This window comes from Clostridium sp. AM29-11AC (assembly GCF_003480545.1).
In the GTDB taxonomy this organism is placed as follows: domain Bacteria; phylum Bacillota; class Clostridia; order Lachnospirales; family Lachnospiraceae; genus Otoolea; species Otoolea saccharolyticum_A.
This window is the reverse complement of record NZ_QUJI01000008.1, coordinates 21218-44905: the sequence shown is the minus strand read 5'-3', so window position 1 is coordinate 44905 and position 23688 is coordinate 21218. Positions and strand designations below refer to the sequence as shown.

18 protein-coding genes are annotated in these 23688 nt (G+C 50.9%); 5 read left to right on the top strand and 13 right to left on the bottom strand.

From position 1 onward, the window contains the following. Positions 1 to 12: 12 nt before the first annotated feature. From ilvD to scfA, 7 genes are all read right to left on the bottom strand, one after another. Positions 13 to 1686: a dihydroxy-acid dehydratase gene (gene ilvD, locus DW757_RS07920; protein ID WP_118751472.1), complete on the bottom strand. Its 1674-nt coding sequence runs from the start codon at positions 1684 to 1686 to the stop codon at positions 13 to 15. 216 nt (positions 1687 to 1902) lie between these two features. Beyond that, on the bottom strand, positions 1903 to 2988 hold the full coding sequence (gene leuB / locus DW757_RS07915) for a 3-isopropylmalate dehydrogenase (RefSeq protein ID WP_021966130.1): 1086 nt from the start codon (positions 2986 to 2988) through the stop codon (positions 1903 to 1905). Between the two features lie 229 nt (positions 2989 to 3217). Next, positions 3218 to 3490 (bottom strand): preprotein translocase subunit YajC, encoded by a 273-nt coding sequence (gene yajC / locus DW757_RS07910; protein WP_008395554.1) that lies wholly within the window; start codon positions 3488 to 3490, stop codon positions 3218 to 3220. Positions 3491 to 3534: 44 nt separating this feature from the next. Next, a complete protein-coding gene (tgt, locus tag DW757_RS07905) occupies positions 3535 to 4674 on the bottom strand; it encodes a tRNA guanosine(34) transglycosylase Tgt (RefSeq protein WP_118751438.1) in 1140 nt (379 codons plus the stop codon). A gap of 168 nt (positions 4675 to 4842) precedes the next feature. Further along, positions 4843 to 7035, bottom strand: coding sequence for a protein translocase subunit SecD (secD, locus tag DW757_RS07900; RefSeq protein ID WP_118751437.1), 2193 nt, complete (start codon positions 7033 to 7035; stop codon positions 4843 to 4845). Continuing rightward, positions 7022 to 8449, bottom strand: a complete 1428-nt coding sequence (scfB, locus tag DW757_RS07895) for a thioether cross-link-forming SCIFF peptide maturase (RefSeq protein WP_118751436.1) — start codon at positions 8447 to 8449, stop codon at positions 7022 to 7024. Before scfB ends, secD begins: the two co-directional genes overlap by 14 nt. A gap of 148 nt (positions 8450 to 8597) precedes the next feature. Then, on the bottom strand, positions 8598 to 8744 hold the full coding sequence (gene scfA / locus DW757_RS07890; RefSeq protein ID WP_008395558.1) for a six-cysteine ranthipeptide SCIFF: 147 nt from the start codon (positions 8742 to 8744) through the stop codon (positions 8598 to 8600). Positions 8745 to 8931: 187 nt separating this feature from the next. Here scfA and DW757_RS07885 point away from each other — a divergent pair, with 187 nt between their 5' ends. After that, positions 8932 to 9291 (top strand): TIGR04086 family membrane protein, encoded by a 360-nt coding sequence (locus DW757_RS07885; protein ID WP_015544033.1) that lies wholly within the window; start codon positions 8932 to 8934, stop codon positions 9289 to 9291. A gap of 169 nt (positions 9292 to 9460) precedes the next feature. Here the strand turns inward: DW757_RS07885 and DW757_RS07880 are convergent, their stop codons facing one another. Further along, positions 9461 to 10795 carry a hemolysin family protein gene (locus DW757_RS07880; protein WP_044930539.1) on the bottom strand — a complete coding sequence of 445 codons (1335 nt, stop codon included), beginning with the start codon at positions 10793 to 10795 and terminating at the stop codon, positions 9461 to 9463. Between the two features lie 233 nt (positions 10796 to 11028). After that, positions 11029 to 11490, bottom strand: a complete 462-nt coding sequence (locus tag DW757_RS07875) for a signal peptidase II (protein WP_118751435.1) — start codon at positions 11488 to 11490, stop codon at positions 11029 to 11031. A gap of 229 nt (positions 11491 to 11719) precedes the next feature. Here DW757_RS07875 and DW757_RS07865 point away from each other — a divergent pair, with 229 nt between their 5' ends. Beyond that, positions 11720 to 13462 carry a S8 family peptidase gene (locus tag DW757_RS07865; protein WP_118751433.1) on the top strand — a complete coding sequence of 581 codons (1743 nt, stop codon included), beginning with the start codon at positions 11720 to 11722 and terminating at the stop codon, positions 13460 to 13462. A gap of 552 nt (positions 13463 to 14014) precedes the next feature. On the opposite strand, the gene clpX is transcribed toward DW757_RS07865, so the two are convergent. After that, positions 14015 to 15526, bottom strand: coding sequence for an ATP-dependent Clp protease ATP-binding subunit ClpX (gene clpX / locus DW757_RS07855; protein WP_118751471.1), 1512 nt, complete (start codon positions 15524 to 15526; stop codon positions 14015 to 14017). A gap of 332 nt (positions 15527 to 15858) precedes the next feature. Next, a complete protein-coding gene (locus DW757_RS07850; protein ID WP_243033518.1) occupies positions 15859 to 17430 on the bottom strand; it encodes a trypsin-like peptidase domain-containing protein in 1572 nt (523 codons plus the stop codon). A gap of 245 nt (positions 17431 to 17675) precedes the next feature. On the opposite strand from DW757_RS07850, the gene DW757_RS07845 reads away from it, so the two are divergent. Next, complete coding sequence (locus DW757_RS07845; protein WP_008395570.1) at positions 17676 to 18881, top strand: class I SAM-dependent rRNA methyltransferase; 1206 nt, start codon at positions 17676 to 17678, stop codon at positions 18879 to 18881. Between the two features lie 345 nt (positions 18882 to 19226). After that, positions 19227 to 20096, top strand: coding sequence for a phosphoribosylaminoimidazolesuccinocarboxamide synthase (locus tag DW757_RS07835; protein WP_008395572.1), 870 nt, complete (start codon positions 19227 to 19229; stop codon positions 20094 to 20096). 178 nt (positions 20097 to 20274) lie between these two features. On the opposite strand, the gene DW757_RS07830 is transcribed toward DW757_RS07835, so the two are convergent. Together DW757_RS07830 and DW757_RS07825 are read right to left on the bottom strand one after the other, a co-directional pair. Further along, complete coding sequence (locus DW757_RS07830) at positions 20275 to 20898, bottom strand: DUF47 family protein (protein ID WP_008395574.1); 624 nt, start codon at positions 20896 to 20898, stop codon at positions 20275 to 20277. A gap of 39 nt (positions 20899 to 20937) precedes the next feature. Next, positions 20938 to 21993, bottom strand: a complete 1056-nt coding sequence (locus DW757_RS07825; protein WP_008395575.1) for an inorganic phosphate transporter — start codon at positions 21991 to 21993, stop codon at positions 20938 to 20940. A 1087-nt stretch (positions 21994 to 23080) separates the two neighbouring features. Here DW757_RS07825 and DW757_RS07815 point away from each other — a divergent pair. Continuing rightward, the gene (locus tag DW757_RS07815; RefSeq protein ID WP_118751429.1) at positions 23081 to 23683 is read left to right on the top strand and encodes a cytidylate kinase-like family protein; all 603 of its coding nucleotides are present in this window, start codon (positions 23081 to 23083) and stop codon (positions 23681 to 23683) included. The last annotated feature ends 5 nt before the right edge of the window (positions 23684 to 23688 follow it).

Genomic DNA, 23688 nt, shown 5'->3' with positions numbered 1-23688 from the left:
TTGTTCCCTGTCTTATTTGCTTTTTGGAATCTCCAGCACAGCCCCCCTGTTCCCGCTTGTCACCATGGACGCATAGCGGGCCAGATAGCCGGTGGTCACCTTCGGCTCCCTTGGCTGCCATTTTTCCCTTCTTCTTTCCAGCTCCTCATCGGATACAAGCACATTCAGGGAGTGATTGTCAATGTCGATGGAGATCCGGTCTTCCTCTTCTACCAGGGCAATGGGGCCTCCCACAGCCGCCTCAGGCGAAACGTGCCCGATAGACGCTCCTCTGGAGGCGCCTGAAAATCTTCCGTCTGTGATGAGAGCGACGCTCTCTCCCAGACCCATCCCCGCGATGGCGGAGGTAGGGTTTAACATCTCTCTCATGCCGGGTCCTCCCTTTGGACCCTCATAGCGGATAATCACCACATCGCCTGCCACAATCTTTCCTCCCTTGATAGCGGCAATGGCATCCTCCTCGCAGTCAAACACCCTTGCAGGGCCTTCGTGCCTGAGCATCTCCGGGGCCACCGCAGACCGCTTTACAACGGCTGTATCAGGGGCCAGGTTTCCTCTCAGAACTGCAATTCCCCCTGTCTTGCTGTAGGGGTTGTCAACAGGCCTGATTACCTCCGGATCTCTGTTTGCGCAGCCCTCGATATTTTCTCCCACCGTCTTTCCTGTCACAGTCATGCAGTCCAGATTCAGCAGGCCTTTTTTAGACAGCTCATTCATGACCGCATAGACGCCGCCGGCCTCGTTTAACTCTTCGATATAGGTGGGGCCAGCCGGAGCCAGGTGACACAGGTTCGGAGTCCTTGCACTGATCTCATTGATCAGATCCATATTCAGATCAATGCCTGCCTCGTGGGCAATGGCCGGAAGATGAAGCATACTGTTTGTGGAACATCCCAGGGCCATATCCACAGTCAGGGCATTTAAGAAGGCCTTCTCCGTCATAATATCCCTTGGCCGGATGTTTTTCTCATACATCTCCATGACCTTCATGCCGGCGTGCTTGGCCAGCTTGATTCTCTCAGAATAGACAGCCGGGATCGTTCCGTTTCCGCGAAGTCCCATTCCGAGAGCCTCTGTCAGACAGTTCATGCTGTTGGCCGTATACATGCCGGAGCAGGAGCCGCAGGTAGGGCAGACCTTATTCTCGTACTCGGTCAGCTCCTCCTCTGTGATTTTTCCGGCTGCATAGGCTCCCACTGCCTCAAACATGCTGGAAAGGCTTCTCTTCTTCCCGTTTACATGGCCTGCCAGCATAGGACCGCCGCTGACAAACACAGTGGGCACATTAACCCTGGCGGCGGCCATCAGAAGGCCAGGCACATTTTTGTCACAGTTGGGAACCATCACAAGAGCGTCAAACTGGTGGGCAAGAGCCATACACTCCGTAGAATCGGCAATCAGATCTCTGGTCACCAGGGAATACTTCATGCCCACATGCCCCATGGCAATGCCGTCACATACCGCAATCGCGGGAAATACCACGGGAGTTCCCCCTGCCATGGCCACACCCAGCTTCACTGCCTCCACAATCTTGTCAAGGTTCATATGTCCCGGCACAATTTCATTGTAGGAGCTGACAATTCCCACCATGGGCTTTTTCATTTCCTCCGGTGTCATGCCGAGAGCATTTAAAAGGGATCTGTGGGGAGCTGCCTGGGATCCCTTTTTCACTGCGTCACTCTTCATATCTGTTGTCTCCTTTTCTCTCATATTTTCAATTACTGGAATGATACTGGAAGCGCTGTTCAACCGTCTCTGCCTCTCTGTGCAGCACTCTGGCTGTCCGCGGCTCCCTCCCGATTTATGGAAAATGCTGCCAAGGGGCTCTCAGGTCCCCTGGCAGCGTGCTGTTTCAGTGTAAAACGTCTCTCCATGCTGTCGCTGCAAGCAGCTTACAGCCGTCTACCGAATCCGCTGGCAGATCAACTCTCCCATCTGTCCGGTTCCCACCTGGACACAGCCTTCTGACATAATGTCGGCTGTCCTGTATCCCTCTTTCAGCACCTGCTTTACGGCTTTTTCCACAGCCTCTGCCTCCTTATCCAGGTCAAAGGAGTAGCGCAGCATCATGGCCGCTGAGAGAATGGTTGCGATGGGGTTTGCAATATCCTTTCCCGCAATGTCCGGCGCTGAACCATGGCTGGGCTCGTAGAGTCCGAACTTTCCCTCATTCATGCTGGCAGAGGACAGCATCCCGATGGAGCCTGTGATCATGCTGGCCTCATCAGACAGAATATCGCCGAACATGTTCTCAGTGAGGATCACGTCAAACTGGCCCGGGTTCATCACCAGCTGCATGGCACAGTTGTCAACCAGCATGTGTGTCAGGGTCACCTCCGGATAATCCCCGGCCACCTCCTCCACTACCTTTCTCCAGAGCCTGGAAGAGTCCAGCACATTGGCCTTATCTACGCTGGTCACATGCTTCTTCCTCTTCATGGCAATATCGAATGCCTTTACTGCTATTCTGCGGATCTCATTTTCATTATAAACCAGGGTGTCAACAGCTGTGGTGACTCCGTCGACCTCTTTCGTGTAGCGCTCGCCAAAGTAGAGTCCTCCTGTAAGCTCCCGCATAATCACCATGTCGAAGCCGTCACCGATGATCTCGGATTTCAGCGGACAGGCTCCTGCAAGCTCCCCGTAAAGGCAGGCCGGCCGGATATTGGCAAACAGGCCCAGGCCCTTTCTGATGGCCAGGAGTCCCGCCTCCGGGCGCAGGTTCGGTGCCGCATCATACCATCTGGAATTGCCCACATTTCCTCCCACTGCTCCTAACAGGACGGAATCACTCTTCCTTGCCGTTTCAAGGGCTTCATCCGTCAGCGGCACTCCGTGCGCGTCGATGGAAACGCCTCCCATCAGAACCTCTGTGTAGTCAAAACTGTGCCCATAGACCTCTCCAATCCTGTCCAGTACACGGCACGCCTCCCTGACAATCTCCGGTCCGATCCCGTCACCCGGAATCACTGCAATGTTGTAATTCATCCTGCCTCTCTCCTTTACTACCTGGTTTTTCGAGCGATATTTTTCGTGCTTCTTTCCATAATATCTTATTTATCCGCATTTTTCAACTGTATGACAGCTATTTGCAGAGAAATAACTATAAGAATTTGGAATTTATCGTATAACCTGGAGTTATTTCTGATCACAAAAGGAGCCAGTCCCGGGCATGCACCTGGGAACGGCTCCTCTTCGTGACTGCATCTGTTTAAAATTACAGCTCCGGCTTCTCAACCTGAACAATCGCATCCTTGCGCATGGGAATACGGCAGTTCTTGTTGCTGCCAAATTCCACGATTACAGTGTCATCTGTCATGTCGATGATCACACCGTACATTCCGCTGGATGTTAAAACGCTGTCGCCGACTGCCACACTGGCCAGAAGCTCCTGCATTTTTTTCTTCTCTTTTTTCTGAGGTCTGATAGCGATAAAGTACATAAGTCCAATAAGAAAGACAAAATACACTATCCATCCTGCTGTGCCCATGTTTTTTCCTCCTTAATCCAGATCCGCCGCCTCGCTGCGAAATCTTAATTTTTCTCTCCCGCTGCCATGCCGGAGAGCTTTCTCTCCTTGTACTCTGCATAGCAGTGATTGTCGATTGCGTCGCGAATCTCCTCCATCATTTTATTATAAAAATATAAATTATGCAAGACACATAATCGCATACCGAGCATTTCTTTTGCCTTCATCAGATGGCGGATATATGCCCGGCTGTAGGAACGGCAGGCCGGACACTGGCAGCCCTCCTCGATCGGCCTCGGATCCAGCTCGTATTTGGCATTGAACATGTTGAGCTTTCCGTGGTTGGTATACACATGGCCGTGGCGGCCGTTTCTGGACGGATAAACGCAGTCAAAAAAGTCTACGCCTCTGTCCACTGCCTCCAGAATATTGGCAGGGGTTCCCACTCCCATCAGATAGGTTGGCTTGTTTTCCGGCAGGTGGGGAACGACGGCATCCAGAATCCGGTACATTTCCTCATGGCTCTCTCCCACTGCCAGTCCTCCCACTGCGTACCCGTCTAAATCAAGAGCTCCTATTTCCTCCGCATGGGAAATCCGGATGTCCTCATAGACCGCTCCCTGGTTGATTCCAAAGAGAAGCTGCTCTCTGTTCACTGTATCGAGAAGGCTGTTTAACCGCTCCATCTCAGCTTTGCACCGCTTAAGCCACCTGGTGGTGCGTTCTACGGAATTCTGTACATACTCGCGGCTGGCCTTGCTGGGCGGGCACTCGTCGAAAGCCATGGCGATAGTAGAGCCCAGGTTCGACTGGATCTGCATGCTCTCCTCCGGTCCCATGAAGATCTTCCTGCCGTCAATGTGGGAGTTAAAATACACTCCCTCCTCCTTGATTTTTCGCAGCCCTGCCAGGGAGAAAACCTGAAATCCGCCGGAATCGGTGAGGATCGGGCGATCCCAGTGCATAAATTTGTGAAGGCCGCCGAACTCCCTGATCAGCTTGTCCCCCGTTCTCACATGCAGGTGATACGTATTTGAAAGCTCCACCTGGGTTCCGATTGTCTTTAAATCGTCTGTGGAGACGGCTCCCTTGATCGCCGCCACAGTCCCCACATTCATGAACACAGGCGTCTGTATTGTTCCGTGGACGGTTTTCATCTGCGCTCTCTTTGCGCGCCCGTCCTTTGCCAGAATCTTGTATTCCATCTTCTTTCTCCTGACTTTTTGCTTCAGTTGACAGTTTCTCAAACATCAAAGTGAATTATGTCATCTCAGCCAAAAAGAGAAGCAGGGAAGCGCTGCTTTCGCCCGGCAGGCTGATCTGCGCTCCCCTTCGCTGCTTCTCTTTTTGTTTTCTTTTTTTATCTCTTTTATTTACTGTTTCTTTTTATTTTTCTTTTTTTCCTTGGCTTCCTTCTCTCTGGCCCTTGCCTCCTCCTTAGCGGCTGCAAGTGCTTTTTCCCTTCTGCGGTTCATCTCAAACCACAGGGAGCCTGCCAGGCAGACTGAGGAGTAGGTTCCGCAGACAATGCCGACCATCAGCGGAAGGGCAAACTCACGGATAGAGGAAACGCCCATGATATAGAGTATCAGAACCATCACAAAGGTTGTCAGAGACGTATTGACACTTCGCGTAAAGGTCTGAGTAATGCTCTGATTCAGGATCTCCTCCATGCTCTGATCGTGTTTCCTCTCCTTCAGATTTTCTCTGACACGGTCGAAGATAACGATTGTCGCATTGATGGAATATCCCACAATGGTGAGGATGCAGGCGATAAAGGTGGATCCTACAGGCCATTTGAACGCCGCATAGCAGGCAATCACAACCAGCACGTCATGCACCAGAGCCAGAACGGAGCTGGCAGCAAAACGGATGTTCTTGAACCGGAACCAGATGTAGATTAACATGCAGACTGTTGCAATGACAACTGCCACGATGGCATCCTGCTTCATCTCCTGGCTCACAGCGCCTGAAATACTTTCAGCAGTGATCTTTCCTTCCTCCACACCGAAGTTATCCTGCATAACCTTCTCAAACTCCTCGCGCTCTTCCATGTTCAGAGTTCTCGTCTTAATGATCACCTCGTTCGTTCCGGTCACCTTCTGCGTCTGCACATCGGCATCACCGGTGATGTCCTCCACCAGCGGCACAACCTCAGACTCAATGCGTTCCTGGGACAGATTCTCGTTAAAGGTGACGTTTGTGGAGGTTCCTCCCTGAAACTCCATGCTGTAGTTGAATAAATCTCCTGTGGCAGATTTATTGAGCCCCATAAACACAAAACCGGCCACAATAACTGCTGATGACAGGGCGAAGCAGAGCTTCCTGTATTTGAGGAAGGGTTTTGCCGGCTTCTCCCTTTTGATTCCATAGAATTTCGGATTCTGAATTCCCATTTCAAACAGGGCATTCAGGGCAAATCTTGTCACAAACAGGGCTGTAAACATGGACAGGATTATACCGATGGCCAGCGTGGACGCAAACCCCTTTACTGTGCCTGAGCCTCTCCAGAACAGGACAGCAGCCGCGATCAGCGTTGTCACGTTTCCGTCCACGATGGCGGAGAGAGCTTTCTGGAAACCGTTCTGAATCGCTGTCTTAACCGCTTTTCCTGCTCCGATCTCCTCCTTGATTCGCGTAAAGATGATAACATTGGCATCCACAGCCATACCGATAGAGAGAATAATTCCCGCTACACCCGGCAGGGTCAGAGTTACATTGAAGGACACCAGGAGAATGAGAATCAGCCCCACATAGAGGCAGAGGGCAATCACAGATGCAAGTCCCGGAATCAGATAGACCGCAATCATAAACACAGCCACAATGGCAAAGCCCACCACTCCTGCCTTCAGGCTTGTGGTGATGGCCTGCTGTCCCAGCTTCGCGCCGACTACATTGGAGCGGAGCTCTTCAAGCTCCAGGGACAGAGAACCGATACGGATAGTAGACGCCAGGTTCTCCGCCTCCTCAAAGCTTCCGATTCCGTCGATCGTGCACTGGCCTCCTGTGATGGCCTCCTGCACAATCGGAGCGGAAACTACTTCATTGTCGTAGATAATGTAGATTGGCTGTCCCACATTGTTGGTTGTGGCATCGGCAAAGGCCTTTGTTCCCTCCTCTGTGAAGGTAAGTGATACCACATACTCCTTTCCTGTGGTGCCGTCTATCATGCCGGCCTGGGCAGCCGACACCTGATCTCCGGTGAGGATAGTCGTTCCCTCAGAATCCATAAATACCAGGGATCCCGGCTTTCCAAGCTCCGCCAGGATTGCATTCGCATCGGAAACGCCTGGAATGTCGATGTTAATGCGGTCGTTTCCCTCCTGGTAAACCTCCGCCTCTGTGCTGTAATTCTGCACCCTCTGCTGGAGTTTGTAGATCGTATCTTTCATATCCTCCGCAGAAGGATTCTCGTCTTTTGCCTGGTAGGTAATGCTCACGCCTCCCGCCAGGTCAAGGCCCAGCTTGATGTCATCCATATAGCCGTAGCCGAAAAATCCGGCCAGAGCCACAAGGACCAGGAGGAGTGCCAGCCTCAAAAGACCTCTTCCTTTACTGTTCTTCATTGCAATTCTCCTTTACTTCATTTTCATCGGCCAGCGCCGCTTTTATCATGATAGAACACTCAATACGCTTCTTCTGCATCTCGCATCCGATATCATAAGCGTCTGTGATAGAGCCGTGGAAGTTGTAGGAGTTGGCTGCGCAGCCGCCGCTGCAGTAGAATCTGGCAAAGCAGTCCCTGCACTTGTCCTTGGCATAGACATTGCAGAGCTTGAACTCATTGCAGATTTCCGGGTGTGTGATGCCCTCGTCTACATTTCCCAGAAGGAACTTGTCAATTCCCACGAACTGGTGGCACGGATAGAGATCGCCCCATGGGGTGACAGCCAGGTATTCAGTTCCTGAACCGCAGCCGGACAGGCGTTTCGCCACGCACGGTCCCTGGTTTAAATCCAGCATAAAGTGGAAGAAGGTAAAACCCCTTCCCTCCTTATGGCGCTTTACATATTCCTTAGCCAGCTTGTCGTACTCCTCCATGATCTTTGGGAGATCCTCCTCGTGGATGGAGTAGGGCTCCTCAGGGGCAGCCACAACCGGCTCAATGGACATTTTCTCAAAGCCCAGATCGGCAAAGTGCAGCACATCGTCTGCAAAATCCAGATTGTTTCTCGTGAAGGTTCCGCGCACAAAGTAATCCCTGTCTACGCGCAGCTTCGCAAATTTCTGGAATTTCGGGACGATCAGATCATAGCTTCCCTTTCCGTTTCGGAAGGGGCGCATTCTGTCATTGACTTCCTTGCGGCCGTCGAGGCTTAAAACCACGTTGCTCATTTCCTTATTGCAGAACTCCATGATCTCGTCGTTTAACAGAACTCCGTTGGTGGTGAGAGTGAAACGGAATTTCTTGTTGTGGGGTTTCTCCAGGGAACGGCCGTAGGCCACCAGCTGCTTTACCACGTCCCAGTTCATCAGCGGCTCTCCGCCGAAGAAATCTACCTCCAGGTTAATCCGGTTGCCGGAGTTTGCCACCAGGAAGTCTAAGGCTTTCTTTCCCACCTCGTAGGTCATAAGGGCTCTTCTGCCGTGGTACTCTCCCTCCTCGGCAAAGCAGTACCGGCAGGCCAGATTGCAGTCATGGGCAATATGCAGGCACAGGGCCTTTACCACGGTCTTTCTCTTTTTGAAATCAATTACATAGTCCTTATAGATGTCGGCAGTGAAGAGCTGCTCCTGGTCGATCAGCTCCTGAATGTCGGAAAATGCCTCCTCCATCTCCTCCTGCCGGTATTTTCCCTCTAATTTTCTGCAGATCTCCTGCTTTGCCTCCTCCGGGATTTTCTGAGGCTCGGTCAGGTTATCGATCGTTTCAGAAAGAAGTGCGATCATATCATAGAGCAGCGGATCGACCACATGGACAGAGCCGCTGTTCACATCCATTACGATATAGTAACCGTTATTAATATACTGATGAATCACAGATTTTCTCCTTGTCTAATCGTTTAACATTTCTGTCCCCCGGGGCACACCCCCGTGCGGACAAACTAGAGCCCCTGCAACCGGTGAAAATTGCAGGGGCATCAAGCTGCCTTATGACTGCCTGACATTCAGGCACTGTTTCCTTAAACTAGCGATCCTTGTTCTCGCAGCTCTGGTTTCCTACTGTACAGGAAGTCTTGCATGCGGACTGGCAGGATGTCTGACATTCGCCGCAGCCGCCCTTTTTCATTGTATTCTTTAATGTGTTTGTGCTTAAAGTCTTAACGTGCTTCATGCTGTATGCCCTCCTATCATGGATTTCCATATAATTTCGTAGAGATTATATCACATGTTTTCCCTCAGCGCAAGCACAAGCGCAGATGCAGCGGCACCGGAAAAAGCCGGCAGATGCTACCTGTCCGCATACTTTTCGCGAAGCCGGAATATACATGAAACAGATCAAATCAAAATGAGGGGTTTTTATGGGAAAATCAAAACTGCAGGCCATGCTCCGATCGCTTCTGGCTTCCTACCTGCTTACTGCCATATTTCTGGCTGTTCTGGCTTTTCTGCTCTACCGGTTCCGCCTTCAGGAGGCTCAGATCAGCCTGGGCATCAATGTGATTTACATTATCGCCTGCCTGATCGGCGGCATTCTGGCCGGAAAGGCCATCCGCCAGAGGCGCTTTGTCTGGGGACTTCTCTCCGGGGCCCTCTACTTTCTGATCCTTCTGGCCGTTTCCTTTGCCATGAACCGTACTCTGGGCTCTGACACAAAGGAGCTTATGACGGTGTTTCTCATGTGCGCAGGCAGCGGAACTCTGGGAGGGATGCTCAGCTGATTCTCTCTCCCGGCCATTTTCTGCTTTCTCCAGGACATCTGTATCTGTATCAGCTGCATCACGAAGAGAAGGGGAAACGCCCGCACTCCGGCAGGCGTCTCCCCTTCTCCGATCGTCTTTTTTATTCCGGCTTCCAGCTCTGCCTTTTGGCTGTCTGGATTCCGGATTTTTATGAGCGTTCTTTTTTCTCTTCTTTTTTCTTATCTTCCCGCTTTTCCTCCTCTTCCTTGAGGCGGGCAGATACAGCCTGAACCGGGTTCAGAATGTACATATGGATTCGGTCAATCCGGTTTTTTTCCACCCGGTCTACCACCAGACGGACATTGTCAAAAACCACATCCTCCCCCTCCTCGGGAAGGTGGTCGAGAAGGCCGATGACAAGGCCCCCCAGGGAGTCATAGTCCTCTGATTCCAGCTTAAGCTCCAGCCGATCATTCAGGTCGTCGAGCTTCATGGAACCCTCCACCACGTACTCGTTCGGTGCAACCTCCACCAGCTCGTTTTCCTCGTCTTCATCGTACTCGTCGCGGATTTCTCCCACGATCTCCTCCAGCATGTCCTCCAGCGTGATAAGTCCTGCTGTCGCCCCATACTCGTCGAGAACAATGATGATATTGACATTCGCCTTCTTCATCTCCACCATGAGCTCGGAAACCTTCTTGAACTCATAGGTGTAGTACGGCGCTCTCAGGTAATCGCGGACGGAAAATCCCTCCTTCTCCCCTGCCAGCAGAATGTCCTTGATATTTAAAATGCCAATGACATTGTCCGTCGTGTCCTCATAGACCGGGAACCTGGTGTACTTCTCCTCCCGGAATATCTCAATCAGCTCACTGTAGGTTGCATTTACGTCCACAAAGGCCATGTCGATGCGGGGAACCATAACATCCTTTGCCACGGAATCGCCGAAGTCAAACACATTGTTGATCATCTTTTTCTCTTCCGTTTTAATAACTCCCTCCTCATGGCTCACTTCCACGATGGTGCGCAGCTCATCCTCTGTGATGGACTCTGACTTCTTGTTCGGATCCACCCCGAGCAGCTGCAGTACCAGCATGGATACCTTATTGATCACGAAAATCACAGGAGTCAGAACAGTCATCAGAACAAAAATCACCCCCGCGCATCGCAGCGACATTCGCTCGGAGGAAATCGTCGCTGACGTCTTAGGGGTAATCTCGCCGAAAATAAGAATCAGGAACGTGATCACACCTGTGGCAGCACCGACCGCCTCATTGCCGAACAGCTTGGAGGACAAAAGGGTTGTAAGGGAAGAAGCATACATGTTTACGATATTGTTTCCAATCAGAATCGCACTCAGCATCTTACCAGGATTTCCCGTAACCTTGAGAACCATGGCGGCCCGCGTATCTCCGGCATCCGCAAGCGTCCTCATCCGGATTTTGTTTACAGTGGTAAGAGCCGTTTCTGACGATGAGAAAAATGCAGAGAGGGCAACTAAAATAAGAATTACCAATAATTGTATGGCGTCACTCGACTCCAAAAAAATCAACCTCTACTTTCTTTTTGCTGCCTGGGGCGTATCCCCGGGCCAGACTGTTTTTACTGGTAATTTTACACGAATCCCCTTTTTCTGTCAATCCTTGTTTTGTGGGGAGGTTCGCCTTCTGCGGCAGGTTTTCCATTCTCTCCAGGATCCCCCCCCCCCCCCCCCCCGGAACCTGCTGCCCATCTGAGCGAAACCCGGAGACGGAAGACAAAAACTCTGAGGCAGTTCTAGTCTTCTTTTCCCAGCAGGCTTCTGGCTGCCAGGATCACTGCCCCTGCCGCGATGCACAGATCACCGATATTGAACACTATCTTCTTCAGAAATCCCGGCTGAAAGCTGAAGTAATCCACCACATATCCTCTCTTAAGCCTGTCGCAGAGATTGCTGAGCGCGCCCGAGACAATCAGAGCATAGCCCGCTTTTTCTGCCCTGTGTCCCTTCTTTGTCATGAGAAAGCAGAGAACCCCGGCCGCCGCGCTGGTAAAGCAGACGGGAAGCATGCGCACCAGCTCCGGCTTCTGCCTGAGAAACTCAAAACAGAACCCGCTGTTGTGGTTTCTGTAAAGCCTAATCATCCCTCCCGTGCCCTCCATCATCCTCGGAAAGCTGTCCGGGCTCTGGTTTTCTATCTTCTGCTTCAGATACTGGTCAAGCCCAAACAGAGCTGCCGCAAGTCCTAAAATCCCCATACAATTCCTCTCTTTCCCTCTCCCGAAATTTTCCAGTTTCAGCTATGTCAGAGGACTGTGAACCCTCCGGCTGGCTTTTCTGGCTCCATTCTTTCTGTCTCCATCCTACCATGTTTTTGCTGGCCGGTAAAGCTCCGCCGGCCATTTTCTGCTCTCTTTCCGGAACTTCTCCTATTAATATTCCCATCTTTTCCTGCATATATTAAAGCAAAAACTGCCGGAGTCCTCCATGCCCTGCATTCAGCCAGATCTCTCACAGGATTACTCTGATTTTATTATACGCTATTTTTCCTTTTCTCAGACTGCACTGACCTTCAATTCGTCTGCCCCCGGATTTTCTCAGGGACAGACAGCGGAGAGCTGTTTTTCTGTTATCAGCAGTCAGTATGCCGTCTACCATATGCCTCTTGCGGAAACTCTGCCGCTGACGCTGAACCGTTTTTCCTATCCATCCATTCCCAAACTCTACACGCTTCTTGACACGTCCAGCATGGAAAGCTCCGGCATCCTGACAGCTTTTGCCCAGCCCTCCCTGGCCCTTCGGGGACGCGGGACGCTCATCGGTATTGTGGACACCGGAATTGATTACAAAAATCCTATCTTCCTCGGCTCTGACCGCTCCACAAGAATCCTGGGGCTCTGGGATCAGACGGAGGAGGGACCTGGAATTATGATGGGAAATATTCTCGAGGATATTCCCTACGGCAGGGAATATACCCGGGAGGAGATCAATCGGGCTCTGGAAGCAGAAGATCCCTTTTCCGTCGTCCCCTCCCGGGATGAAAGCGGGCACGGAACCCTGCTGGCGGGAATTGCAGCAGGAAACGAGACCGACTCTGCTTCCTTCACCGGAGCTGCTCCTGAGGCCTTTCTTGCCGTTGTGAAGCTGAAGCAGGCCAAACAGTATCTCAGGGATTATTACCTCATCCCCTCCTCCTCTGAAGCCTATCAGGAAAATGACATTATGATGGGCATAAAATACCTTCTTCTGGTGGCCAGACGGCACCGGCTGCCCCTGACCATTCTCATAAGTCTTGGAACAAACATGGGAAGCCATGAGGGGACCTCGCCTCTTGCCAGATATCTTGACACCGTCAGCGCCTTTCCCGGCGTCGTCACCGTCATCGCCGCCGGAAATGAGACCGGCTACAGCCACCACTACTTCGGGACAGTGGAGGCAGATGAAGAATTTGAAGATGTGGAGCTGCGGATAGCCTCCGGCGAGGAGGGCTTTACCATGGAAATGTGGACCCAGGAGCCGGAACTCTTCTCCGTCGGGTTCCTCTCCCCCACCGGAGAGCTCATCGGACGGATTCCAAACAACTCTCCCATGGAGCAGAGGATCACCTTTCTCCTGGAGGACACGGTTATCTATCTGAATTACCAGGTGGCGGAATTTGAGACAGGAAGCCAGCTCATTGTCATGCGCTTCGTCCGCCCCACTCCGGGGATCTGGAGACTGCGGGTCTATAATTCCCTGTACCTGAAGGGAGCCTACCATCTCTGGCTTCCCGCCCACGGCTTTCTGTCAGAGGACACCTTCTTTCTGCGCCCTCACCCGGACACAGTCATCACCGAGCCGGGCAACGCCTCCCTTCCCATCACCGTAGGCGCTTACAACCACCGCAGCGGCGGAATCTACATTCACTCCAGCCGCGGCTATACCAGGCTTGGGAGAGTCAAACCGGATCTGGCAGCCCCCGGTGTGGACGTGGAGATTCCTTCCAGCTCCGGGCTTTCCCCTATCCGCATAACCGGCACCTCTGCGGCGGCCGCCCATGCAGCCGGAGCAGCCGCAAACCTTCTGTCCTGGGCTTTCCGAAACGGCTCTTTTTCCTATATGAATACCTCCATCGCCAAGACCTTCCTGATCCGCGGCGCAGAAAGAAATCCTGTATTCACCTATCCCAACAGGGAGTGGGGATATGGGACGCTGAATCTCTATAATGCTTTTCTGCGGATGAGGGAGTAGAGTCTTTGGCCGTCCGGGAAAAATCCGTTTGTAATTTGGAAACGGCAATGATATAGTAACTATAATTTCATACAGTCTTAAAAAACTTACTTTTTCCGGAGGTGGCATCCATGACAAAAATCAGAAAAAATATCCTGCCAGCAATGATACTGCTGTTTCAGCTCTTCTTTCTATATGAGCTTATATGCAATTATAATGTTTATGTCCTCGATCCGTCCTTCCGCTCGTTTTCCGAAGATTACTGGGCGGATTTTTCTGCTGACGGAGCGGTGAAGCTTGCCGCCGCTGTGGAGTTGTTTTTTAAATGTATTTTTATTTTATCCTTCTTGTACCTTATTATGAGGAATCCCAACGCTTCCTGGAAAAGGATTGTCCTCGCCGTTTTGGCCGGCTGCGTCTTATATGGGATTCTTATGCTGCTTTTCCGTTACTTCTCTTATCACTGCCGGCTCTATATGACGCTGACGGATACGGAAATCCTTTCCATCCTCCTTCTTTTTCAGACGGCACAGCCCGGGCTGTTTCAAAAAAGGCTCCCGTAGTCCCGTCCTCTTACCCTCTCATCTCAATCATCGGCCCGCCGTTCTTCTCCAGATAAGCCCGGGTGATCACCACGGAGCCGATATTGGGATCTTTGGGTATCTCGTACATAATGTCCTGCATGAACTCCTCAATAATGGCCCGAAGAGCCCTCGCCCCCGTCTCCTTCCTGATGGCCTCCTCGGCAATCCAGGAGAGGGCGTCCTCCTCAAACACAAGCCTTACCTCATCCATGGCCAGGAGCTTTTCATACTGCTTTAAGATGGCATTCTTCGGCTCTGTGAGAATGCGCACCATCAGGTCCTTTGTGAGGGCCTGAAGGGTCACGGTGATGGGAAGCCTTCCGAGAAACTCCGGGATCATTCCGAATTTTCTCAGATCCTCCGTGGTGGCATGGCCAAGCAGATTCGGGTCGTCGTCATATTTGCCCTTGAGCTGGGCGCCAAAGCCCATGGTGCTGGACTTATTTAGCCTTTCCTTCACAATATTCTCTAAATCCGGGAAGGCTCCGCCGCAGATAAAAAGAATATTGTTGGTGTCCACAGTTGTCATGGGGGTCAGGGCATTCTTCTGGTTGGAGCCCACCGGAACCTCCACCTGGCTGCCCTCCAGAAGCTTTAAGAGCTCCTGCTGCACGGATTCACCGCTGACATCGCGGCTTGTGGTATTTTTCTTCTTGGCAATCTTGTCGATCTCATCGATAAAGATAATCCCTTTTTCCGCTCTCTCCACATCATTGTCAGCCGCTGCCAGAAGCTTGGAAATCACACTCTCTATGTCATCTCCGATGTAGCCGGCCTCTGTCAGAGTCGTGGCGTCGGCTATGGCTAAGGGCACGTCGAGAAGCTTTGCCAGGGTTTTGACCAGATAGGTCTTTCCGCTTCCCGTCGGACCGATCATCAGGATATTGGATTTCTCAATCTGAACCTCATCCTGCACACCGTCCTCCCCCTCTGCTGTCTGGCAGAAGGCTCTCTTGTAATGATTGTAAACAGCCACTGCGATCACCTTTTTGGCCTGCTCCTGGCCGACCACATACTGGTCAAGCTTTGACTTGATGATATGGGGCGCCGGAATATCCCTGATGGAAAATTCCTTCTTCCCTCCTTTTTTGTCCTGACTCTTTTTCTTCACCTTGTTCTTTTTCGGAATCTCTGTATTCAGATTCTGCAGGTTTGAAAAATCGCTCAGATTCAGATTCATGTAGGGCATATTCTGCAGCTTGCTCAGGTCCAGGCCGCTGTTTGTCACTGTGTCGAAGGCCTTCTGCATACAGTCATGGCAGAAATTCATTCCCCCAGGCATGGTGATCATAGGGCCGGCCTTGCTCTCCGGCCTGCGGCACACATAGCAGATCTTCTCATACTCATCATCAGAGCTGTCCTTCCTGTCCGGCTTCGCAGGAGCTGCCGTCTGGCTGTCCTCTGCCCTCTCATTTTCTTCTATTGAATCTTCTATTGAATCTTCTATTAAATCTTCTATTGAAACATTTTCTGTTTTATCTTTTTCTCTGTCGTCCAACATATTCTCCTCTTCTCTGGCTGGTTTTCTGCAACGCGCTGTCCTGCCCCCTCTCCGGCCGCCGTGAGGCCTGAAATCCTGCAGAGCACCCTCCGGACTGCGCAAAACCATCATACTATATTTTAACAGGGTAATCAATAATAAAGAATCCTGCGAAGCAGGGTTCTCCGCCTGCGGCGGGCCGCAGAAGCGGCATTTTCTTTTCCAACCCAGTGCGATCCCCGCTGAGCGTTTCTTATTCAACAGGAAATGAAATTTCCTATTGAATAAGAAAGCAGGAGCCCTCTTTCAAAGGCTCCTGTTTTCCTTCTGCTCCTGTTCATCTTCTCGCTCTGTCAGTTCCCCTGGCCCTGATCCTGCGCGCTGTCAGCCATGTCCTTTCTGTAGCCTAATGTCACCTGAACCTGTCTCTCCACATAGGAGCCATTGTCCAGAGACTGTACAGTCAGGGTCACGGTCTCTCCTCCTTTATAATAGGTGAGCATCTTCTGCAGATCCTCTGCCGTCTTCACGGTCTCGCCGTTGACTGCCGTGATAATGTCGCGCTCTCTCAGGTCGGAGTTGTCGGCTGCCTGGCCTTCCACAATCTTGTAGACGTAGATTCCCTCGGGCATTCCGTAGGCCTCGGCCATCTGGCTGTTGATATTCTGAATCTGAACGCCCAGATAACCCTGCTCATCTTCGTCCACAGCCACCTTCGTTGTCTTGGTCATCAGATCATCGATAATATCCTTTGCGTAGGAGATCGGGATTGCATAGCCTACGCCCTCAATCTCTGTGCTGGCTAATTTGGCCTCGTTGATTCCGATGACATTTCCATTCATATCGAGAAGGGCTCCGCCGCTGTTTCCCGGGTTAATTGCCGCATCTACCTGAATCAGGTTCTTCGTCACGCCCTCAATATCCACTTCCTTGTTAAGCGCACTGATATATCCGACCGTAACAGACTGTCCCTCGCCCAGAGCATTTCCTATGGCAATGACTCCATTTCCCAGCTTCAGACTGTCCGAATCCCCCAGAGTTGCCACCTTAATCTGTGAGAGGGAGGATTCAGGGATATCCTTGAGCTGAACGGCGATTACAGCCAGATCCGCCTCAGTGTCAGTTCCCTTGAGCGCCGCCGGCGCAGAGCTGCCGTCGATAAATACCACATTCATCTCCTCTGCATTTTCAATCACGTGGCTGTTGGTGGCGATGAGAAGCTCTGTGTCGCTCTGTCCCACGATAATTCCGGAACCTGCGCTTGGAACCTCATACTGCTGCGTTCCGAAGAACCAGTCCTGGGTGGTGTAGAGGGTCTTATTATTAATGGCCACAACGGACGGCATAGCCTTCTCCACAATGGCAGACACATCATTTCCCGTGCTGGCCTGCACCACTGTACCTGATGTCTCGGCTGCCTGGGTCTGGATCTCTGTGCTTTCCTGTGTTCCCGCCTCTGCCGAAAGCTCCGGCTGTCCTCCAAGCTTTACGGCCAGATAATTGATTCCGGCCATGGTGCCTCCTGCCACACAGCCGAACAGGATTCCTGCCGCAGCCACCCCGGCCGCTGTTTTGGCTAATTTCCCTTTCTTTCTTCTGCGCCTCTCCGGTTCATTCCCCCGGCTGTCCATATGGGCGGTATTTTCCGTGTTTCTCTGGTTCTCCTGACTTGCGTACTCATAGGAGCCGTAGCTCTGACGGCCGCTGTCCTGGCTGCTGATCCTTCCGTACATCTGCCTTGTCCCTGACTGGCTTCGGCTGCCGGCCTGACTTTCTCTCTCCTGTCCTGCCTCTCTGTTTCTGTCCGCCTGCCGGTTCTCCTGGGTTCTCTCATAATGGGTGCTGTCTACATAGGACCCCTCTATCATGTCCACATCATTTTCTGAATTTATATTTTTCTGGTTTTTTTCCCATTCATTATACATAAAAAAACACTCCTCTCTGGATTCTGTTTTCTTCTTTTTTATCTTACAGCGATAGTTTAACAGGGATTTGTGATAGAACTGTGAAAAAATTATAGAGAAATTGTGTTTTCTGCTGCCGCTGAATCTGATATACTTGTTCTGAACGGAAACTGCCGCTCTGTGACCGGGCAGTTGGGAAATATTATTCTGATGCTGCAAAACGGAGCTTCCGGTAAAATGGACAGGCAGAAGAAAAGGAGAAAATCATGAACACAAACGCAGTTGTACATATTAAAAAGGGAGAGGCCCGCGCCCTGAAGGCGGGCGGAGCCTGGATCTACGACAATGAGATTGACCGGATCGAGGGTGAGTTTGAAAACGGGGATATTGTCACTGTGCTGGATTTTGACGGCTACTGCCTGGGATACGGCTTTATCAACACGCGCTCGAAAATTACGGTGAGAATGCTGTCCCGCAGAAAGGATGCCGTCATCGATGAGGCGTTTCTTGAGATGCGCGTGAGAAATGCCTGGGAGTACAGGAAGGCCACCGTTGACACCTCCAGCTGCCGCATTATCTTTGGAGAGGCGGACTTCCTGCCGGGTATTGTCATCGACAAATTTTCAGATGTGCTGGTGGTAGAGTCCCTGGCCCTTGGAATTGACCGGCTGAAGCCCCTGATCGTGGAAATTCTGAAACGTATCCTGGCAGAGGATGGAATCCGTATCCGCGGCGTCTACGAGAGAAGCGACGCCAAGGTGCGCCTCCAGGAGGGAATGGAGCGCACAAAGGGCTTCATCGGAGAGGAGTTTGACACCAAGGTGGAGATCGTGGAAAACGGCGTCCGCTATCTGGTGGATGTAAAGGACGGACAGAAAACAGGGTTCTTCCTGGATCAGAAATATAACCGCCTGGCCATTCAGAAGCTGTGCAGAGGAAAGCGCGTGCTGGACTGCTTCACCCACACCGGCTCCTTTGCCCTCAACGCCGCCGTTTCCGGGGCCTCAGAGGTATTGGGCGTGGATGCCTCGGAGCTTGGCGTCAGTCAGGCCCGGGAGAATGCCAGACTGAACCAGGTCTCTGACCGTGTTTCCTTTGTCTGCGCCGACGTATTTGAACTGCTTCCGGAGCTTGAGAAAAAGGGTGAGAAGTTCGATGTAGTCATCCTGGATCCTCCGGCCTTCACCAAATCCAGAAGCTCTGTGAAAAATGCAGTCAAGGGCTACCGTGAAATTAATCTGCGGGGCATGAAGCTCGTAAAAGACGGCGGCTATCTGGCTACCTGCTCCTGCTCCCACTTTATGACTCCGGAGCTGTTCACCAAAACCATCCGCGAGGCCGCAGGAAATGTCCACAAACGGCTCAGACAGGTGGAGTACCGGACGCAGGCTGCCGATCATCCCATTCTCTGGGCGGCAGACGAGTCCTATTATCTGAAATTTTATATTTTCCAGGTGTGCGAAGAGAAATAGCACAGCGGAAGGTGCAGCAGAAAAAGAGAAGGCGTCTCAGCGGCTTTGCCGAAAGGGAGAGACCTTCTCTTTTGACTGGTTTTGGCTGGGAAGGCCGGGGAATCAAAACGAAAGAGCCCTCCGGCAGGCAGGAGGAAGAAAGATTCTGGAATATTCCAGCCAGTCTCAATTTATAAGTATAAATTATATAAGTATATTAGATTTCTTCCCTTTTCCTCCATTTTTCCCCTGTTTTTCCCTGTGTTTCAAAAAAATATCCAGAAAATCGCAAAAAGGTATTGCTTTTTCTCCGAAAGTCTGCTTATCTATTATATATAATACTTATTAAATAAAAGATAGTGAGGTATGGAAATGAAACCGATCAAAGAGGGAAAAGTCCGCGAGATTTATGACAACGGCGACAGCTTAATTATGGTTGCCACTGACCGAATCAGCTGTTTCGATGTAATTCTGAATAATGTTGTGACAAAAAAAGGAACTGTACTGACTCAGATGTCCAAGTTCTGGTTTGATATGACAAAGGACATCCTTCCAAACCACATGATCTCCGCTGATGTGAAGGACATGCCGGAATTTTTCCAGCAGCCCCAGTTTGACGGAAACAGCATGATGTGCAGAAAGCTCAACATGCTCCCCATCGAGTGCATTGTCCGCGGATATATTACCGGAAGCGGCTGGGCCAGCTATCAGAAGGACGGCACCGTATGCGGAATCCGCCTGCCGGAGGGCTTAAAGGAGTCTGACAAGCTGCCGGAGCCGATTTACACCCCTTCCACCAAGGCTGAGATCGGAGATCACGATGAGAACATCTCCTATGAGCAGAGTATTGCCCATCTGGAGAAGTACTTCCCGGGAAAGGGTGAGGAGTACGCCGCCAAGCTGCGCGATTACACCATTGCCCTCTATAAGAAATGTGCTGACTATGCGTTAAGCCGCGGAATCATTATCGCTGATACCAAGTTTGAATTCGGTCTCGACGAGAACGGAACCATCGTTCTGGGCGACGAGATGCTCACACCGGACAGCTCCCGCTTCTGGCCTGCTGACGGATATGAGCCGGGACATGGACAGCCTTCCTTTGATAAACAGTTCGCCCGCGACTGGCTCAAGGCGAATCCCGGAAATAACTGGACTCTTCCCGAGGATGTAGTTCAGAAAACCATTGACAAATACCTCCAGAGCTATGAGATGCTGACCGGAGAGAAGCTGGCATAAAAGAAGACTTGCAGAAGTTCCGCCTGTTTTGTTCCACCGCTGTCTGCGGAACAAAAACGGCGGAACTTTTTTCAGTTTCCTGTTATATAAACAAAAAGGACTGGCCCGGCGGCCAGTCCAAAATAGCTTTACAAAAATCACTGCATTCTTCGCACGTCTCTCTGCCTTCTGCGCTCTTCTATGAATTCTTCATAACCACGCTGCCCACTGTGTCAGCCACATGCTCACAGGTATCGGCGCATTTTTCCAGATAATCGTATATTTCTCTCCAGGCAATAATCTGGCGCACATCCGTTTCCTCTGTGTGGAGCTTTCTCATGCTGGAAATATAGAGGGAATCGGCCTCCTCCTCCAGAGAGTTGATATTTATAATCTCCTGCTTCAGCTTCGATGAATGCTTGAAGTCGGCGAATTCCTTCAGAAGATTGTAGACTCCTTCACAGCAGCGGCTCATCACATCCACCAGAGGCAGGGCCTCGGGACGGATTGTCTGCACATTATTGATATAAATGCGGATTAAAACCTCTTCTACCTTGTCTGTAACCTCGTCGATCAACTGGCTCAATGCGGCAATATCCTCTCTCTCAATGGGGGTTATAAAAGCCTTAGCCAGCTTATCAGTTATTTTGTGCCTCTGACCGTCAGCCTGGTGTTCCAGCTCATGCATCTCATCCAGACGCCCGGAAATCTCATCCGGCCTGTAATCGGAAAGAATCTCCTTCAGAAGACGTGCCGCCTTGACAGAATAATCCGCACATGCAACAAAATTATCAAAATAAAAAGCATCCTGTTTCTTTGACATCCTGGTACCTCCCTGTTATCTAACCTTCACTTCCTCACTCTATCCAAACACGTACATAAAAATCTTAGCCATCACAAAGCTGATCAGGCCGCAGCCCGGAAACGTAAAAATCCATGTCAGCATCATGTCCTTTACGATTCCAAAGTTGATGGCTGAAATCCTCTTCACAGCTCCTACACCCATAATCGCACTGGTCTTTGTATGGGTTGTGGACACGGGAATACCGAACAGGCTGGAAAAGAGAAGGCACATAGCTCCGGCCAGATCTGCCGAGAAGCCCTGATACCGTTCCAGTTTAACCATATCCATTCCCACTGACTTGATAATCTTCTCTCCTCCCACGCTGGTTCCAAGTCCCATGACAATGCTGCACAGAAGCATGAGCCAGACGGGAATTTCCATGCCGCTCACAGAGCTCTGTCCATTTGAAAAGGCAATTCCCAGAAACAAAACGCCGATAAATTTCTGTCCGTCCTGAGCGCCGTGCATAAAACTCATAGCTGCGGCTCCGATAATCTGGGCCACACGGAAAAAGCGGTTAGCCTTTCTCCTGTCAAGCTCCCGGCAGAGAATCGTAATTATTTTACAGATCAGCCATCCGGTAAAAAAGCCAAGGGCCAGGCTGAGAACCAGTCCATAGATAACCTTAATCCACTCGGATCCGTTAATTCCGGCAGTTCCATGCTGCAGCGCAATAGCCGCACCGGAAAGTCCTGCAATCAGGCTGTGGCTCTCACTGGTGGGGATTCCAAAGAAGGATGCCGTCACGCTGTAAACTACAATCGACAGCAGCGCAGCGCACAGGGCAATCATCGCATAATGTGTATTATTTCCGAAGTCCACCATATTGCTGATGGTCGACGCAACAGCGCTGTTCAGCTGCGTCATGATAAAAACTCCTAAAAAGTTAAACGCAGCGCTCATCAAAATAGCTCCCCGCACGCTGAGGCAGCGAGTTGTCACGCAGGTGGCAATCGCATTCGGCGCATCTGTCCAGCCGTTTACAAAAATAACCCCCAGCGTGAAGAGAACCATAATGCAGAGAATGGGATTTCCTGCCATATCCTGCCAGAAGTATGAAAATGATACCTCCATAAAAGCTCCTTTCTGAAATGTACAGTATTTATTTGGTACATTTTTTGTCTGTGACTGCTCTTATTTTTATAGAATGCCGGCATGCAGCCTATAAAACAAAAGCGGCCGGCGCGTATCTTGTCATTTCTTTCCGTCAGCTTCAAGCAAAACCGAAAGCTCACACAAAAAACGCTTTCTGCGGGGCAGTGCAGGCGGAAGACACGGGGCGGTCCATCCTGTCCCATACGCTGCCAGTGCAAATGCTGCGGCAATCCCTATCAGAATACTAAGACACGGCGGCATTCTCACAGCTGAAAGTCCGCTATGATATACAGCCGGCCGGCTTTTCCAAGCTCCTTCAGCATCCCCTGCGCTTTCATTATCACTCATATCTCCACGCACCCAGCCCGGTTCCATCTGGCCTGCGCCTTCCTTCTGATTCCAGAGGACGGTCTGATTCCAGAGCCCTGGCTGGCCGCATAGCCAAATATTCTGTTCCAGCTGCTCTGCGTGCAGACAAATAGGGAGAAAAATAAGCACCAGAACAATAAAAAAAGCCGCGGCAGCAGCCCTTCCTTTCCGTTCCATCATTTTCCTCCCTTCTTTTCGACAAATAAAACATATCATCAAAAATACGAGCTGTCAATATAACTTTTGAAGAGCTTTTCTATTTTTTACCTCTGCGATTTTGTTTCTCCCATTGCACCGGAGGCGGTCCCACAGCACAGCGGAGCCTGCTGACCCTTCTGCATCTTGGAAGCCTTATCTGCCAGGATAATCTTCTTCCTCTCATTCCCGGCAGAAAACTTCATAGTCAGATACCCTTTTCTCCTCAGGCTTTTCAGGAGGGAAGAGATGGGATGGCAGATTCGGATAGTCCGGCCTTTCCGCCGGCTCTGCCCTTACTGCTTCCGCTCCTATTGCCGCCGCAAATTTTAACTGAAAATTTCTTGACAAATCAGATGTATCCTATATAATAAAAGGGCTTGCGCGGAGGGTCTATCATTCGTCAGAAATGATAAGCTGGATAAGGCACGGACTGAAATGTCTGTTCTTATCCAGCTTTTTTTGATTTATCGGCTTAAACCAGCCAGAAAGGAGATTTTCAATGAACAGAATTATTACCATCGGACGGGAATTTGGAAGCGGCGGACGGGAACTGGGTCTTAGGCTGTCTCAAAAACTTGGCATCGCCTATTATGACCAGGAAATCATTACAGAAATTTCCAAACGAACAGAGCTTTCAGAACAGTATATACGGAAAATGTCCGAGAAAAAACCTGTGTTTTCCTTCCCGTTCCATATCGGAAGGAGCTTTCACTATATGCAGAACTCCCCATGGGATTTAAACCTTTCCATCTTCCGGGAACAGTCCTCCATTATCCGGGAAATGGCTCAGAAATCTGACTGTGTGATCGTAGGGCGCTGTGCAGACGACATCCTTCAGGAAATGAATCCTCTCCGTGTCTTCGTCTACGCAGATATGGAGGCAAAGCTCACGCGCTGCCGCCAGAGGTCAGCCTCTGACGAACAGATGACGGACCGTGAAATACTTTCCAATATCCGAAGGATCGATAAAAGCCGTTCTGAATATTACGGTCTCTACACAGGAAAGGTCTGGGGAGACAAGCGGTCTTATGATCTCTGCATCAATACTGCCCAAATATCCATGGAGCGTGCCTGCGCTCTTTTGGCTGAATTTTTCCGGTAAGCGCC

Coding starts and splice junctions, on each gene's coding strand:
- DW757_RS07825 (WP_008395575.1), bottom strand. CDS start 21,993: ATGGAGGTATCATTTTCATACTTCTGGCAGGATATGGCAGGAAATCCC.
- tgt (WP_118751438.1), bottom strand. CDS start 4,674: ATGGAATACAAGATTCTGGCAAAGGACGGGCGCGCAAAGAGAGCGCAG.
- ilvD (WP_118751472.1), bottom strand. CDS start 1,686: ATGAAGAGTGACGCAGTGAAAAAGGGATCCCAGGCAGCTCCCCACAGA.
- DW757_RS07830 (WP_008395574.1), bottom strand. CDS start 20,898: ATGTCAAAGAAACAGGATGCTTTTTATTTTGATAATTTTGTTGCATGT.
- clpX (WP_118751471.1), bottom strand. CDS start 15,526: ATGTTGGACGACAGAGAAAAAGATAAAACAGAAAATGTTTCAATAGAA.
- DW757_RS07875 (WP_118751435.1), bottom strand. CDS start 11,490: ATGGGGATTTTAGGACTTGCGGCAGCTCTGTTTGGGCTTGACCAGTAT.
- secD (WP_118751437.1), bottom strand. CDS start 7,035: ATGAAGAACAGTAAAGGAAGAGGTCTTTTGAGGCTGGCACTCCTCCTG.
- scfA (WP_008395558.1), bottom strand. CDS start 8,744: ATGAAGCACGTTAAGACTTTAAGCACAAACACATTAAAGAATACAATG.
- yajC (WP_008395554.1), bottom strand. CDS start 3,490: ATGGGCACAGCAGGATGGATAGTGTATTTTGTCTTTCTTATTGGACTT.
- DW757_RS07815 (WP_118751429.1), top strand. CDS start 23,081: ATGAACAGAATTATTACCATCGGACGGGAATTTGGAAGCGGCGGACGG.
- leuB (WP_021966130.1), bottom strand. CDS start 2,988: ATGAATTACAACATTGCAGTGATTCCGGGTGACGGGATCGGACCGGAG.
- DW757_RS07865 (WP_118751433.1), top strand. CDS start 11,720: ATGCCCTGCATTCAGCCAGATCTCTCACAGGATTACTCTGATTTTATT.
- DW757_RS07850 (WP_243033518.1), bottom strand. CDS start 17,430: ATGTATAATGAATGGGAAAAAAACCAGAAAAATATAAATTCAGAAAAT.
- DW757_RS07835 (WP_008395572.1), top strand. CDS start 19,227: ATGGAAATGAAACCGATCAAAGAGGGAAAAGTCCGCGAGATTTATGAC.
- DW757_RS07885 (WP_015544033.1), top strand. CDS start 8,932: ATGGGAAAATCAAAACTGCAGGCCATGCTCCGATCGCTTCTGGCTTCC.
- DW757_RS07845 (WP_008395570.1), top strand. CDS start 17,676: ATGAACACAAACGCAGTTGTACATATTAAAAAGGGAGAGGCCCGCGCC.